Genomic DNA, 14637 nt, shown 5'->3' on the forward strand with positions numbered 1-14637 from the left:
CCCCCCTTTAGAAGTGGTCTTTCCAGTCGCGCAAGCTAGCAAATATTTCGACTTCATCGAGTTGCTCAGGTGTATTCCGGCCTAGGTGGTGGGCGCCACTTTGCGCAACCTCGGCAATATGGCAGCGCAGGAAGGGGTTTGTTGCCAGCTCTTTAGCGATGGTGGATGGTAGAGTTGCTTCACCAGCCTGCCGAAGGATTTGGCTCTGGGCCAGCCGTTCACTAACGGCGCTATTGCCCGGTTCTACGGTATGGGCAAAGCGGAGGTTGCCGAGAGTGTATTCGTGCGCACAATATACGAGGGTATGTTCTGGCAGGCCGGTTAACTTTTGTAGGGAGTTGAGCATCTGCTTTGGGGTTCCCTCAAATATACGACCACAGCCGGCGGCAAAAAGTGTGTCGCCGCAGAAGAGGTGCGGTTGCAGGCTGCCGTCAGGAGACTCTTCTTTCAGAATTATTGCCAGGTGGTCCAGAGTGTGGCCGGGGATATCCCAGACCTCCATCGGGAGTCCCAACAGTAAAAAAGTATTTCCGCCGGCAATTGGATTAGTCACGCCCTTAATGGATTCGGGCCCGAATACTGGGCATCCATAGTGTTTCTGTAGCGCTTTAATCCCACCGGTATGATCAAAGTGATGGTGAGTGATTAATATGCCATTAAGGGATTTACCCTGTAAGGCGTCGATAACGGGTTCAGCCTCACCTGGATCGACAACCCAGTGCTCACCATCTTTCTCAAGATGCCAGATATAGTTATCACTTAACGCGGGTATAGGGGTTACGGAGAGCATCTTAGTCCTGCCTGCCAACTCAATCTTGGAACGATACCATGGATATTAAGGGAAAGATGTGGAGTGGGGTAATTACCAGGTTATATGCTTTCCCTGGTGACTTGGAAATGAAAGTTTGATGTGATGTTAAACTCCCTGACACCCAGAACTCACTAATAAGAGATGGCTATTAAAAACCCAGGATTGTAAGTTTGGTTTTACCTAGTCAGTAAGGGGATTAAATAAGGAGACTGAATGACTGACAAGTCCAGATCTCGAGTGTCAATAGAAGCATCACAACTGGGCAAAGCCAGTCCAGCTCTATCCCATTGGTTTTCAAGCAGTCTGGGACAAGAGATCCTCTCCCAGCAACTGGCCCTGACCCAGCCTCTGATCGAGGGGTTCTTTGGATACCATCTGTTGCAGGCGGGGGTTACCGATGCGGTGGATTTTGCTGCTTCCAGTCGGATTAATCACTGTTTCCGCTTGGCGGTGAGCCCTGAGCAGAAGGGGGCGGCCGTTGTTGAGTTGGAGCAGTTACCCCTTCCTTCTGAATCGATTGATGTGGTGGTATTGCATCATTTGTTGGACTTCTCTACTCATCCTCACCAGGTTTTACGCGAGGCGGCCAGGGTTTTAATACCTGGTGGCCACATGCTGTTGATGGGGTTCAACCCCTTTTCCCTGCTGGGTCTGTCACGCTTGTTGTTTTCCCGTGGCGCCTATCAAAAGGGTAACCAGCTGCGCGCGGCCAGAGTCGCCGACTGGATGAATCTGTTGGATCTCCAGGCTGAACAGCTGCATCGAGGCTTTTTTCGCCTGCCATTGCAGCAGCGCGAGCTCCTCGCCAAGACTGCCTGGATGGAGCGGCTGGCCACCCGCTTACGCTTGCCTTGGGGGGGGTTTTACATCATAGTCGCGCGCAAAGAAGTGGCACGGGTGCGGGCAATCAAGATCGATTGGCGCACTGAGCGAAAGCCTGCCCTGGTGGCAACACCTACAAGCCCTCGTGTGGCTGCACGGGAAAAGCATCAGAAGCGATAACCATGGTGAGGTCACCTGGAAGTCGTTTTGTTCCAATTTTTGGCATTGATTTTGAAGCAAATTACCATCTACACCGACGGCGCCTGCCGCGGCAATCCCGGGCCAGGAGGCTGGGGAGCCCTGCTGGTTTACGGGGAACACGAAAAAGAATTATGTGGAGGAGAGTCTCATACCACCAATAATCGCATGGAGCTAATGGCTGCGATTAAGGCGTTGGAAGCCCTGAAACAGCCCTGTCAGGTTGATTTACATACCGACTCTCAATACCTGAGGCAGGGGATCACCGGTTGGATCAACAACTGGAAAAAGAATGGCTGGAAGACAGCGAGTAAAAAGCCAGTAAAAAATGCGGATCTCTGGCAGCAGTTAGACGAAGGTGTTGCCAGGCATCAGGTGGAGTGGCATTGGGTGAAGGGGCATGCGGGCCATCCCGGTAATGAGAGGGCTGACCAGCTGGCCAACCGCGGTATAGATGAGCTGTAATTCTAACGGGGAGTGAACCATGCGCCAGGTTGTACTGGATACTGAAACCACCGGTCTAGATCCCAAGAACGGTCACCGGATTATTGAGATTGGTTGTGTAGAGCTTGAAAACCGCAAGCTCACTGGGCGCCACTATCATCAGTATATTAATCCGCAGCGGCAGGTTGAAGATGGCGCGATAGAAGTTCACGGCATTACCAATGAGTTTCTTGCGGATAAGCCAGTCTTTGCCCAGATTGCCGATGACTTCATGGCTTTCTGTGAGGGCGCTGAACTCGTTATTCACAACGCGCCGTTTGATGTTGGCTTTATCAATGCCGAGTTAAAGTTGCTGGGCAGTCCACGTTGGCAGCATGTAAATGCGCATTGCAGTGTGCTTGACACCCTGGCTCTGGCACGAGAAAAGCATCCAGGACAAAAGAATAACCTGGATGCGCTTTGTAAGCGCTATTTTGTCGATAATTCCCAGCGTGATCTGCATGGCGCCCTCCTGGATGCGGAGATACTCGCCGACGTCTATTTGATGATGACTGGCGGTCAAACCGATCTAGGTTTGGCTCAGGGAGGTGATGGACAGAATTCTGAGGAAGGTGAGCAGGCACAGGGGGAGGTCAAGTCCGCAGTCATCCGCAGGCTATCCCAAAGCCGACCCCGTCTCACAGTGATCCAAGCTTCGGCACAAGAGCAGGAGGCACATTTGTCCATGCTTGAGCTACTGCAGAAATCCGCCGGAAAACATTTCTGGTGATATATAAAAAGCCCGCTTTGCGGGCTTTTTTATTGATGGTTGTCTGCACTTCATTGGACCACCATCTTGAGGCTGCCGGTTAAATCTGGTTGTTAGCCGGCAAGTTACTCCCTACAGTGCGAAAATCACACAAAGTAGCGCAACCGTGCTGAGCACCAGTGTGTAGGGTAGGGCCATAAGAACCATGCGGCCATAAGAAAGGCGAATTAACGGAGCAAGAGCGGAGGTTAGAAGAAACAGGAAAGCTGCCTGGCCATTGGGAGTGGCGACACTTGGTAAATTGGTCCCCGTGTTAATGGCAATGGCTAGTTTGTCAAAATGCTCTCGGGTAATTTCGCCTGCAAGGAGAGCGGATTTAACTTCATTGATATATACCGTGGCTACGAACACGTTATCGCTGATCATGGACAAAATACCATTAGCGACAAATAACAAACCCGGCTGCTGTTCCGGCTTTTGCGACAATACGAAGTGCGTCACTGGCTCAAACAGCTCCTGCTGATGAATGACTGCAACGATCGCAAAGAACACCACTAAAAGTGCGGTAAACGGCAGAGCTTCCTCAAAAGCGTGACCAATACGAGCTTCCTGAACCACTCCATTGAAGGCGGTCAGTAAAACAATAATCATCAGACCGATAATACCGACTTCAGCAACGTGAAACGCTAAGGCGAATACCAGCATCAGGGCAACAATGCCCTGAACCCAGAGCTCGGCGACTTGTGCGCTGGTACGCTTGCTTTCTTCTTCTCGTGAAAAATTCACTAAAACTTCCCTGACTGCGAGAGGAAGCTGGGCGCCGTAACCAAATCGTTTGATCTTTTCCAAAAGTACACAGGTCACAAGGCCCGCGATTAAGGTGGGAATGGTTACTGGAGCCATTTGTAGGAAAAACTGTACGAAATCCCAGCTGGCTTTCTCAGCAATCAGGAGGTTTTGTGGTTCGCCTACCAGGGTACACACTCCCCCCAGTGCGGTGCCTACGGCACCGTGCATGATCAGGCTGCGCAAGTAGGCTCGGAACTGGTCAAGGTCCTCGCGGTGATACTCCACAACCTGCTCATCGTTGGAGTGGTCGTGGCCATGATGGTGGTGGGGTTGTTGTGATGCAACCCGGTGATAGACCGAGTAAAAGCCTACAGCAACGGCAATCAATACAGCGGTTACGGTGAGCGCATCCAGGAAGGCAGAAAGCACAGCTGCTACGGCACAGAATAATAGTGAGAGCAGGCTTTTAGAATTTACATGGATCAGGATCTTGGTGAAGACAAACAGCAGCAGGCTCTTCATAAAGTAGATGCCGGCTACCATAAACATCAGCAGCAAAATAACTTCGATATTCTCTACCACTTCGTGGTAAACCGCATCGGTGCTGGTCATACCCATTAGGACGGCCTCAATGGCAAGCAGGCCTCCGGGTTGCAGCGGGTAACATTTTAAGGCCATGGCTAGGGTAAAGATAAATTCTCCGATTAATACCCAGCCGGTGACAAAGGGACTGCTGACATAGAGTATGAGTGGATTTAATAGCAGGAAGGCGGCGATGGTTAGTTTGTACCAGTCAGGAGCTTCGCCGAGAAAATTCTCAGCAAAGGCTCTCCCAAAACCGTTTCCGGAAGCCGTAATTGCATTGTTGTAGGTATTCATCTTTTACTTCCATGGTTTACCCAGTTCTGGGCCAAATTGGAGTCTTGGGAGGGAATGGTGCATGGCAATGATCTGCCCGGTTACCATGTCTCTTCCTCTTGCGGCAATATTTCTAGTGTTGGTTATTTTTTGTGCGCAAGAACAAAATGCGTACAGACGCAAATATCAAAGTATCAAAATAGCAAACGCTACTGGGTTTTCTGGAAAATTCAAGTAATTTAAGGGTCGTTGCCTTATTGCCAGAAGTTTTGTCGAATATTCGGTGGAAATTGTCTGAGGAAAGGTGGACTCTTTTCACTATTGGTATAAATTGCCGTTTATTAGGCCTACTCTTTTTGAGTTGGTTGTTTTTTGTTCGGTTACAGGAAGAATGCAGTGGTGCAGGCAAAAAGTGAATTGCGCAAGATCAACATCACTTCTGTCAATGTAGTCAAGGACGAGCTGGTTGTTGCGATAGACAATGCTGCCGCTCACCTGGATAAATTTGCAGCAGATACCACCCAGAAACAGTCCCTGGAGCAGTGTATTTCTGCCCTCAGGCAAGTGAGTGGGGTCTTGCAGATGGTGCAACTCCACGCGGGTGAATTACTAACGCAGGAAAAGATCGCCGCTTTAACCGAGGTTTTAGAGGGGCGCCAACAGCCTACGGAAGAACTGATGGAAGCCCTAGGTACGGGCTTTTATGTACTCGGCCGCTATCTTGATTTTGTACAGAGCCGGGCGATCGCCCGCCCCGAACTACTAATACCTTTTATTAATAATTTACGTGCAGCGCGCTCCCAGCCCCCTGTGCCGGAGAGCCATTTTTACCGCTGTAACCTCAGTGCCTCGCTACCTGGCCTAGGGGCATCGGCAGTAATGTCCGAGGATTTGCGCAGTTTTGTGCGTAGGTTTCGCCATATGTACCAAGTGGGTTTGCTGGCACTATTACGCGGCAAGCCCAGGGGGCCGGCTTTTACCATGATGGCGCGGGCACTGGAGCGCATCGCTAGTATTACAACGGGCCGCCCCAATGGGCGTCTATGGTTGGTAGCCGGTGCAGCCCTCGGCGGCATGGCTGCTGCTGAAATGCGTATCAGCCGTTCGCGGGTGATGGTCTTCAGCATGTTTGATCGCTGGTTGCGGGCATTGCAAAAAGAGTGTGATACGGCTTTGGATCAACCGGCACCGCCGATCCTGTTAAAAGAGTGTATCTATTGGTTGGCTCTTTCTCGACCCGATGAAAGTGGGGCAAAGCTACTCAAAGCCTTCTCTGCGGAAGAGCTTGATTACACTGAGGATGAGCTGGAAAGAGAGCGGGCAAGCCTCGGCGGCCCCGGTGCTACTGCTATTTCAGCCGTTGCCGGTGCTCTGGATGAGGAATTGTCCAGCGTGCGACGAATGTTGGATGATATCGAGATGATCGGCGTATCAGGTCTTGATGAGGATGATGGCCTCACCAGTACCTTGCAGAGAGTCGCCGGAACATTGCAAATGCTTAACTTCCGGCGAATTGGGGAGAGCCTGCGCAATGCCGTAGCCGAGTACCAGAGTGCAGCCGGTGCTGGCGGTTCTGTTGCAGACGCCGCGCTACAGAAACTCACAGGCCAAGTCTTGATGGTGGACAGCACTGTGCGAGCCTTGAAACAGAGCACCAGTATTGACCTCGATGAATACGGTCACGCTGATATTGCTTTTGAGCACAGCCAACTGGCCGAGGCTGAAGTTGCGGTGCTTAAGGAGGCCGAAGCGGGACTTGCCCTAATTAAGAGGGCGCTGGCTGCTTATGCCGATTCAGGCTTTGATCACGGCCATATTCGCAATGTCTCCACCACTCTGAATTCCGTTCGGGGCGGCTTGATCGTACTCAACCTTCGCCGTGCTGCAGCAGTAGTTGAGGGGTTGCTGAATTTTGTGGAAACCGTAGTGGATCGGCATGATGCTGCTCCCGAAGTTGAGCAGCTGCTGGATATTTTTGCCGATGCGATTATCAGCCTGGAATACTATCTCGGTGAAGTAAAACTGCATCGCCAGGCAGATGTTCAATCATTGAATCTTGCGGTGGAAAGCCTGGCAGCACTGGGTTGCCCTGTAGAAGCGGCCTAGCTGGAGAAAGGAGTCACTTTTTGGTAGATCGCTTTGAGCCCGCCGCAAATGTTTGGGAAGCCCCGGAGTTCTCCCAGCAAATTATTGTGGCAGAGGGTCTGGTTCTCTGTATTGGAGATCAGTTTATTCACGAGGCAGGTCTGCTGCCGCCTGAGGCTGTTATCTCAAGCCACTACCTCGGTGAGCTAGGCGGCCACAGTTGCGGCGTTCGAGTTTTATCTGCTCAGTTTGAGATTCGGGGGCACAACTGGCGCAATCTGCGCAGTTTGCTCACTGCTACCGAGGAGCATTTATTTGCCCTGGCTGGGCGGGCATTACAGGTCGCCTACTGGGATCGCGATCACCGTTTTTGTGGACGTTGCGGTACGCCAACACATTACCATTCCATTGATCGCGCTAGGACCTGTTCAAACTGTCAGTTGACGGTTTATCCCAGAATTTCTCCCTGCGTCATTATGTTGGTGACCCGCGGGGAGGAATGCCTGCTGGCCCGTCACGCCAATCGTAGAAATATCACTTATACCGCACTGGCTGGATTTATCGAGCCGGGGGAGAGCGCTGAACAAGCTTTGAAGCGGGAAGTCAGGGAAGAGGTTGGGCTTGAAGTTGGAAACCTTAGGTATGTCGGCAGTCAGCCTTGGCCTTTCCCCGGTCAGTTGATGTTGGGATATTTGGCCGAGTGGCAGGGGGGCGAGCTCTGCCCCGATCCGAATGAGATTGAGGAGGCACAGTGGTTTCATTATCGTTCACTACCCGCCATTCCACCGGTGCAAACTCTATCCGGGCAGTTGATCCATACCTTTTCCAACTTAATGACAGCTGGAAAGAAGTCGTAAACCTTCTGTTCCTACAGAATTAGCAGAGAGGAGTTAAATATCGACATGTATATCGTGATTACCTTCCTAATAGCTATAGTAGCGCTGCTCCTCGTTTTTTGGGGCGCGAGAGTGTTGTTGGGGGGCACTTGGGTGATGGGGTTTTTGCGGGGTTCTGTTGGGCTGGTTTTTTTTGGTTTAGCGCTCTGGATCGTTTTGGTTGCAGCAGATGTATACAGCTATCGAAATCTAGCCAATGAGCACAGTGTTGGCATCGTGTCATTTAGAAAAATTGCTGAGCAGCAGTTTGAAGTGAAATTTTCTGATGCCGATGGTATTTCGCAAAAGTTTGAATTATACGGTGACCAATGGCAGCTGGATGCTCGTATGCTGAAGTGGCAAGGGCCTTTGGCGCGCTGGGGTATTGAACCTGCTTACCGATTGGATCGCCTGAGCGGCCGCTACCTTACTTTGCAAGATGAACGAATTCGTGAACGCTCTGTACATCAAATTGATGGCACCAATTATGGCGTCGATATTTGGCAATTTGTGCGTGGCTTTGATAAAAATCTGCCTTTCGTTGACGCGGTTTATGGAAGCGCAACCTTTTTGCCCATGGAAGATGGTGCAGTTTACGAAGTGCGTATCAGTCACGGTGGCTTATTGGCGCGTCCATTAAATCAGCAGGCGACCTCTGCCTTAGATGGCTGGCAGTAGGGCGGCTTAATAATTATCAAAATTGCATGGCAGCAATCTGGAGTATAAGTGGAATTTTTAATTGAATACGGCCTTTTCTTGGCAAAAATTGTTACCGTTATCGTAGCTCTGATGATATTGGTGGGATTTATTTTTGCTAATCGTGAGCAACTGAAGGAAAGGGTACAGGGACATATCAGTGTTACTCGCTTGAATGATCGCTATGAGCAGTTTAAAGAGACTCTGCTCGAAGCTTTAATGGAAAAACATGAGTTTAATCAGCGTAAAAAACAGCTTGCTAAAGAGAAAAAAGCTGAAGAGAAGGCGCTGGTTAAGCGGCATAAAGCAGCGGCGAAAGAGAAAGCCTCCAAGGGAGATAGCTCAGTGGCTGAGACAAAAGAGCCACAGAGAGATACAGCTTCTGAAGAGACTGGAAAAGCTGCTGACTCGACGGATGAACGCAAGCGCATTTTCGTAACCCACTTCAATGGTGACATCAAAGCCAGTGGCCTATCGCACTTGCGTGAGGAAATAACCGCTATTCTACAAGTGGCTGAAGCGGGTGATGAAGTATTGCTTTGCTTGGAAAGCCCTGGGGGAATGGTGGCCAATTACGGATTAGCGGCAAGTCAGTTGGCCCGGGTCCGAAGTGCGGGCATTCAGCTCACCATTGCGGTTGATAAGGTTGCGGCCAGTGGAGGCTATATGATGGCCTGTGTGGCAGATAGAATTCTTGCTGCGCCTTTCGCTATGCTCGGGTCTATTGGTGTATTGGCGCAACTGCCTAACTTTAATCGCTTGCTCAAACGCCACGATGTGGACTATGAGCTTTTCACTGCAGGTGAATTCAAGCGCACAGTCACTATGTTTGGGGAAAATACCGAAGAGGGACGTGAGAAGTTCCAGAGTGATCTGGAGGAAATACACGTACTTTTCCAGCACTTTATCAGCGAATATCGCCCCAAACTCGATGTCGCCAAGGTGGCGACAGGAGAGGTTTGGTTCGGACAAAAAGCCCTCGCAATGGGGCTGGTGGATGAGCTGAAAACCTCCGATGAATACCTGACAGATTGTGCAAAACATGCGGACCTGTTCCAGGTGGAATATAAAGAAAAGAAAAATATCGCCAAGAAAATGGGATTGGCAGCTGAGGCAGGTGTAGAGTCGGCCTTGACACGTCTATTCTCAAAATTAACCGCTTGGCGTCACCACGCTCAGTAATGGAATGCTGATAGGGCAACCTAACGGAAAATCTGTCATTAGGATAATGCAGGCATGAAAAACTTTCTGGACAGGGAGTTTCGAGCGATTCGTGCGGAAGAGGTTGCCGCCGGGAAATTTGACCAGCTTCTGGTAAATCGACACATTCGTGATTTACCGAGCAATCCTTTGTTACTTAGCGTTTCTTATTCTTCCTTGAATTATAAGGATGCCATGTCTGCATTTGGCAACCGCAGTATTACCAGAGAGTATCCGCATACTCCTGGGATAGATGCGGTTGGCACGGTGCTAGAAGACCACAGTGGTACTTTTGCCCTAGGTGCCGAATTGCTGGTCACAGGTTATGATTTGGGCATGAATACGCCCGGTGGGCTCTCGGAAATTATTGCTATCCCTTGTGAATGGGCGCTGCCTCTTCCAAAAGGGCTCAGCAATAGGGAGTCAATGGCACTGGGCACTGCGGGGCTCACTGCTGCCCTTTGTGTTGACCGCCTCTTGGAAGCCGGTGCTACACCAGAAGATGGTGAGGTATTGGTCACGGGCGCTACAGGTGGGGTGGGCTCAATTGCGGTCGCTCTCCTCGCTAAGTTGGGCTTTCGTGTAGCTGCGGTTACAGGCAAGCTTGAAGCGGCTGACTTCCTCACCGAATTGGGTGCCTGGAAGGTTCTTGATCGAGATACTCTTGCGCCATTTGCCAATAAGGCTATGGCCAAGCCTTTATGGGCTTGGGCAATAGACACCGTCGGCGGAGAAACACTTTTCAATGTGGTGAAATCTCTGGCGTATGGTGGTGGCGTGGCGGCCTGCGGTATGGCCTCTGGTGCTCAGTTTCATGCCAACGTTTTCCCTTTTATTTTGCGCGGCATCAGTCTACTGGGCGTCGATAGTGTGGAGTTGCCAATAGAGAAAAAATCCGCTGTATGGCAAAAGTTGGCTGGTCCTTGGTATATCGGTGACAAGTTAAAACTTATTGCTGAGGATATATCACTAGAGCAGGCGCCGGAATTCCTTGCACGGCTCCACCGAGGGCATGGTATTGGTCGCTACGTTGTCAATATGGCTCTTTAGAGACATTGCGGAATTGTTCAGAGGCTTCCTGAATAACTGCGACCGGGCTGGTGATTGATTGTCCTGTTTCACTGTATATAAGTAATGGTATTTGTCTGTGCTTGTGCTTTTCAATAGCCTTAAAGCCAATAGCATGATTTATAGCCTGTTTCTGTTGGAAGATTACAGTGTCTAAAGGTAGCGAAAAGTCCCTGGTTCCTGTTCAGAACAGTGCGTTAGTGCTCTCGGGTGGCGGCGCCCGTGCCGCTTATCAGGCTGGTGTTCTCAAAGCCTTGGCTGAAGTGGTGCCCGAAGATAATCCCCGGCCTTTTAGAATCATTTGTGGTACATCAGCTGGCGCTATGAATGCCATGATGTTGGCGGCCCATCCTGGCACATTTAAAGAAGCGATTGAGAGCATGTGCTCTGTGTGGATGAGCCTGAGTGTGGAGCGGGTGTATCGCACCAGCTGGTTTAGCCTTTTTAGTAACTTGTTGTCGATCAGTCGGTCACTGTTCAACCAGGGGGTGGGTCGACAAAAACCTCTCGCACTACTCGATAATTCCCCTTTGCGTAAGCTACTCGGGGATGTAATCGATTTTAATAATATCCAAAAAAATATAGATGCGGGCCACCTGCATGCAACTTGTATTAATGCGCTTTCCTATAGCGAAGGTGAATCGGTAAGCTTTTATCAGGCTGCCGATGGCGTAAGAAGCTGGCAACGCTTTCGCCGTTTCGGGATTTCCACGCAGTTGACCGTAGATCATTTGTTGGCCTCTGCAGCAATTCCCGCAATATTTCCCGCAGTAAAAATCAATGATATTTATTACTGCGATGGTGCAATTCGCCAGATGGCACCTATTAGTCCAGCGCTGCATCTTGGTGCCAAACGGGTTTTTATTGTTGGTGTTTCCGATAACCGGTCGCCAGTTCACTGGGGCAGTCGACGTAGCGATAACCAGGTTCACTCTCCTTCAATGGCCCAAATTGCCGCTCAGTGGTTCAATGCGGCTTTCATTGACAGCTTGGAGGGTGACCTTGAGCATATGGATCGGGTCAATACCTTGCTGGATTCTGTCGATGAAGATAAGTTTGCGGATCTGTCCCCTCTGCGACCGGTGGAATCAGTCGTAATTGAACCCTCACAGAGTCTGGCCAGGCTGGGAGGGAGAAAATTAAAGTACCTACCGCCGGCGTTGCGCTGGTTGTTTCGCTCCACCGGGGCAACCCGTTCTGGAGGCGGGGTCTCTGCGGCGAGTTATTTGCTTTTTGAGAGGCCTTATATCGAAGAATTGATAGAACTCGGTTACCAGGACGCAATGTGGGAGAAAGATAAATTACGTTATTTTTTGAGGCCGCAGCCCAGGCTTGAGGTTGAGCGAAAAGGTCTCTTCGGGGTCCGAAAGAAAGGAACAGAGGATCAGATCGGGCAGGGAGATATTTCCTAGCATCTTTTGGTTTCGTAAAGGGGCCTCAAAGGTACTCATTTTTTCTAATCTAAACAGAGAATCGTTGTGATTGTGTTGCTCGTCTCTTTTAAGATTCAATACCCTTGATTCAATGATTTATTGCTTCGCTCCAATCCAGTAATTCCATCAGTTTTTTAAATTCTCCACGTGGCTCAGCTCGTAATGCTAGTAATGTATCGCTCACGGGGTGCCTTATCTCTAATCTTACAGCGTGTAAAAGTAGTCGCTTACAATCAAATTGTTGGGAAAAGAATCGGTTGTGGGAAGACTTCCCGTATTTGGGGCAGCCAATCAGTGGGTGTTGGATATGCTTGAAATGTCTTCGGATCTGATGCCGGCGGCCGGTTTTTAATTGTACCTCTACCAGTGAATAACGGCTGGTAGGATACCGGTCTACTGCATAGGGTAACTCCACGGTGGCAAGTCTGCGAAAAAGGGTAATGGCCTCTTGGCGGGGGAGTTCGGATTTGGGGCGTTTTCTTTGATGCTTAAAGTCTGCTACTGGAGGGAGTGGGTAATCGATGGTCTCTTGCTCGGGGCAATAACCACGACACACGGCAAGATATTGTTTAAGAGAATATTCACTTTCCAGTTGTTGCTGTAACCGGGCGGCGACTTCACCGCTCTTACCAAAGATGATGATTCCGGATGTAGGCTTGTCTAGCCTATGTACCGGATATAAATGATAACCACTAAGATCGCGTAAGTATTGCAGGAGAATACGCGTCTCACGGCGGTCTATCTCTGAGCGGTGAACGAGCCAACCTTCGGGCTTGTAAGCAGCAAGTAAATGTTCGTCTTCAAAGATTATTTCTGGTTCACAGCTCATTGTTCGATCTGATAAAAGCGCTTTGGCTGAGCGCCTAGTGTATTGCTGTGGGGCGTTGATTGCATTTAAAAATTTTGGTCGGCATTGGTGATTCATGCATCGGTGGATGCCTGCAAGAAAAAAATACCAACAAGAAATCTAAATTTAGGTTGACATCCTAGGGCTAGGCAATAAACTTCGCAGTAGATTTCATTGCTGGCTAGAAAGTATTTGGTGCTGGCATATTTTTTTATTAAGTATTCTTCTTTTAAACGTGGAACGCAGCCACGAAGGGGTCATGAAATGCGAAATGTGGATACTAACAACCTGTTTTTTTAATCGCTTTTCATGTACTTCAGCTTGAAAAGCAATTGAGCTTTTCAAGCCAGAATCCTCTAGAGCCCTGGCATTTGCCGGGGCTTTTTTGTTTAGGGCTTTGGAGAGCTTTTACTGATTTATTGGGTCAATCCAAGGACTCTATATGCCTGTAAAAATTGTGCTAAATAAAAATGCACCGCAAGGTAGTGTGCCGGTAAAAATATATACTGATGAAATCGAGCCGCAGGCCTTACAGCAGCTAAAAAATATCGCTCAGTTACCCATCATCCACTCGCACGTGGCAGCAATGCCTGATGTGCATTTGGGTAAGGGAGCAACCGTCGGCTCGGTCATTCCAACAGTGAGCGCGGTAATCCCATCGGCGGTAGGAGTGGATATAGGCTGCGGAATGAATGCAGTGCGAACTTCGTTACATGCCCATCAGTTGCCAGACAACCTGAAAGCATTGCGGGAGGCCATTGAGGTGAAAGTACCCATTGGACAGGGTCGTCACAAGATGATCAGTGCCAGGGAATCTGCCTGCAAACTTTTAGCTCCCGGTGTGGATAGGTTGTTTGAAAAGCATCCTGGGCTTTTGAAAAAGCTGCATCAGCCGCAGAAAACCTGGGTTACCCAGATGGGGACTCTGGGTGGCGGCAATCATTTTATTGAAATTTGTTTGGATGAAAACAATGCAGTTTGGGTGATGCTGCATTCAGGCAGCCGAGGAATTGGCAATGCCATTGGGCAGCACTTTATTCAGTTGGCTCGAAAGGATATGACGGGGCATATGCATAATCTGCCAGATAAAGACTTGGCTTACTTTTCCGAAGGTAACCACCATTTTGAGGATTACATCCAGGCGGTAAATTGGGCCCAGGAGTACGCTCGAACCAATCGGCAGGAGATGATGAAGCTGGTTTTGAATTGCCTGAAAAATCACTTGCCAAAATTTACCCTGACCAGTGAGGCAATTAACTGCCATCACAATTATGTGATGCGCGAGCGCCATTTTGAACGGGATGTATTTGTAACCCGTAAAGGGGCGATCAGTGCGAAAAAAGATCAGTTGGGAATTATTCCGGGCTCAATGGGTGCTAAGTCCTATATTGTGCGTGGGCGTGGGAATGCTGAATCGTTCCACTCATGCGCCCATGGCGCTGGCCGTAAAATGAGTCGTACCGCGGCACGCCAGAGATTTACCCGGCAGGATCTTGAAGAGCAGACTAGGGGCGTTCAATGTCGTAAAGACAAGGGAGTGATCGATGAGATTCCGGCGGCTTATAAAGATATAGACCGGGTTATGGATAATCAGTCAGATCTTGTTGAAGTGGAGCATACACTGCGTCAGGTGATATGTATTAAGGGTTAGGATTTTTGTTGGTAGGAACTATTAGGAGGCGCTATTTGTAGGAGTTGTTATTTGATGAAGCATAGGTCGGTTAATTGGCCGAAACTTCTAGGAAAATATTTTCACTTTTGGT

General features: G+C 49.6%; 13 protein-coding genes. 10 read left to right on the plus strand and 3 right to left on the minus strand.

Translation table 11 applies throughout. The features are described from left to right. Positions 1–7: 7 nt before the first annotated feature. Complete coding sequence (gene gloB, locus ACXAFI_RS06165) at positions 8–790, minus strand: hydroxyacylglutathione hydrolase (RefSeq protein ID WP_152454084.1); 783 nt, start codon at positions 788–790, stop codon at positions 8–10. 234 nt (positions 791–1024) lie between these two features. Here gloB and ACXAFI_RS06170 point away from each other — a divergent pair, with 234 nt between their 5' ends. From ACXAFI_RS06170 to dnaQ, 3 genes are read left to right on the plus strand one after another with little or no spacing between them, the layout of a single operon-like run. After that, entirely contained in the window at positions 1025–1813 is a 789-nt protein-coding gene (locus ACXAFI_RS06170) for a class I SAM-dependent methyltransferase (RefSeq protein ID WP_475108082.1), read from the plus strand. Between the two features lie 51 nt (positions 1814–1864). Continuing rightward, positions 1865–2296, plus strand: coding sequence for a ribonuclease HI (gene rnhA, locus ACXAFI_RS06175; protein WP_226647515.1), 432 nt, complete (start codon positions 1865–1867; stop codon positions 2294–2296). 19 nt (positions 2297–2315) lie between these two features. Then, the gene (gene dnaQ / locus ACXAFI_RS06180) at positions 2316–3044 is read left to right on the plus strand and encodes a DNA polymerase III subunit epsilon (protein ID WP_152454082.1); all 729 of its coding nucleotides are present in this window, start codon (positions 2316–2318) and stop codon (positions 3042–3044) included. Positions 3045–3155: 111 nt separating this feature from the next. On the opposite strand, the gene nhaB is transcribed toward dnaQ, so the two are convergent. Then, positions 3156–4691 (minus strand): sodium/proton antiporter NhaB, encoded by a 1536-nt coding sequence (gene nhaB, locus ACXAFI_RS06185; RefSeq protein WP_152454081.1) that lies wholly within the window; start codon positions 4689–4691, stop codon positions 3156–3158. A gap of 375 nt (positions 4692–5066) precedes the next feature. Between nhaB and ACXAFI_RS06190 the strand changes: the two genes are divergently transcribed. From ACXAFI_RS06190 to ACXAFI_RS06215, 6 genes are all read left to right on the plus strand, one after another. Continuing rightward, complete coding sequence (locus tag ACXAFI_RS06190; RefSeq protein ID WP_475108083.1) at positions 5067–6776, plus strand: FimL-related protein; 1710 nt, start codon at positions 5067–5069, stop codon at positions 6774–6776. Between the two features lie 20 nt (positions 6777–6796). Beyond that, positions 6797–7612 carry an NAD(+) diphosphatase gene (gene nudC / locus ACXAFI_RS06195; protein ID WP_444919382.1) on the plus strand — a complete coding sequence of 272 codons (816 nt, stop codon included), beginning with the start codon at positions 6797–6799 and terminating at the stop codon, positions 7610–7612. A 45-nt stretch (positions 7613–7657) separates the two neighbouring features. After that, positions 7658–8308, plus strand: coding sequence for a cation/multidrug efflux pump (locus ACXAFI_RS06200; protein WP_444919381.1), 651 nt, complete (start codon positions 7658–7660; stop codon positions 8306–8308). Between the two features lie 48 nt (positions 8309–8356). Continuing rightward, the gene (gene sohB, locus ACXAFI_RS06205) at positions 8357–9508 is read left to right on the plus strand and encodes a protease SohB (RefSeq protein ID WP_475108084.1); all 1152 of its coding nucleotides are present in this window, start codon (positions 8357–8359) and stop codon (positions 9506–9508) included. A gap of 54 nt (positions 9509–9562) precedes the next feature. After that, a complete protein-coding gene (locus ACXAFI_RS06210) occupies positions 9563–10576 on the plus strand; it encodes a YhdH/YhfP family quinone oxidoreductase (RefSeq protein WP_475108085.1) in 1014 nt (337 codons plus the stop codon). A gap of 167 nt (positions 10577–10743) precedes the next feature. Further along, positions 10744–12006 carry a patatin-like phospholipase family protein gene (locus ACXAFI_RS06215; protein ID WP_444919378.1) on the plus strand — a complete coding sequence of 421 codons (1263 nt, stop codon included), beginning with the start codon at positions 10744–10746 and terminating at the stop codon, positions 12004–12006. Between the two features lie 109 nt (positions 12007–12115). Here ACXAFI_RS06215 and ACXAFI_RS06220 read toward each other — a convergent pair whose 3' ends face one another. Next, positions 12116–12952 carry a pseudouridine synthase gene (locus ACXAFI_RS06220; protein ID WP_475108086.1) on the minus strand — a complete coding sequence of 279 codons (837 nt, stop codon included), beginning with the start codon at positions 12950–12952 and terminating at the stop codon, positions 12116–12118. 364 nt (positions 12953–13316) lie between these two features. Here ACXAFI_RS06220 and ACXAFI_RS06225 point away from each other — a divergent pair, with 364 nt between their 5' ends. Then, positions 13317–14525, plus strand: coding sequence for an RtcB family protein (locus ACXAFI_RS06225; RefSeq protein WP_475108087.1), 1209 nt, complete (start codon positions 13317–13319; stop codon positions 14523–14525). Positions 14526–14637 lie beyond the last annotated feature (112 nt).

Source organism: Microbulbifer sp. ABH2_005 (assembly GCF_056160005.1).

Coding starts and splice junctions, on each gene's coding strand:
- gloB (WP_152454084.1), bottom strand. CDS start 790: ATGCTCTCCGTAACCCCTATACCCGCGTTAAGTGATAACTATATCTGG.
- ACXAFI_RS06170 (WP_475108082.1), top strand. CDS start 1,025: ATGACTGACAAGTCCAGATCTCGAGTGTCAATAGAAGCATCACAACTG.
- dnaQ (WP_152454082.1), top strand. CDS start 2,316: ATGCGCCAGGTTGTACTGGATACTGAAACCACCGGTCTAGATCCCAAG.
- nhaB (WP_152454081.1), bottom strand. CDS start 4,691: ATGAATACCTACAACAATGCAATTACGGCTTCCGGAAACGGTTTTGGG.
- ACXAFI_RS06200 (WP_444919381.1), top strand. CDS start 7,658: ATGTATATCGTGATTACCTTCCTAATAGCTATAGTAGCGCTGCTCCTC.
- ACXAFI_RS06210 (WP_475108085.1), top strand. CDS start 9,563: ATGAAAAACTTTCTGGACAGGGAGTTTCGAGCGATTCGTGCGGAAGAG.
- ACXAFI_RS06220 (WP_475108086.1), bottom strand. CDS start 12,952: ATGAATCACCAATGCCGACCAAAATTTTTAAATGCAATCAACGCCCCA.
- ACXAFI_RS06225 (WP_475108087.1), top strand. CDS start 13,317: ATGCCTGTAAAAATTGTGCTAAATAAAAATGCACCGCAAGGTAGTGTG.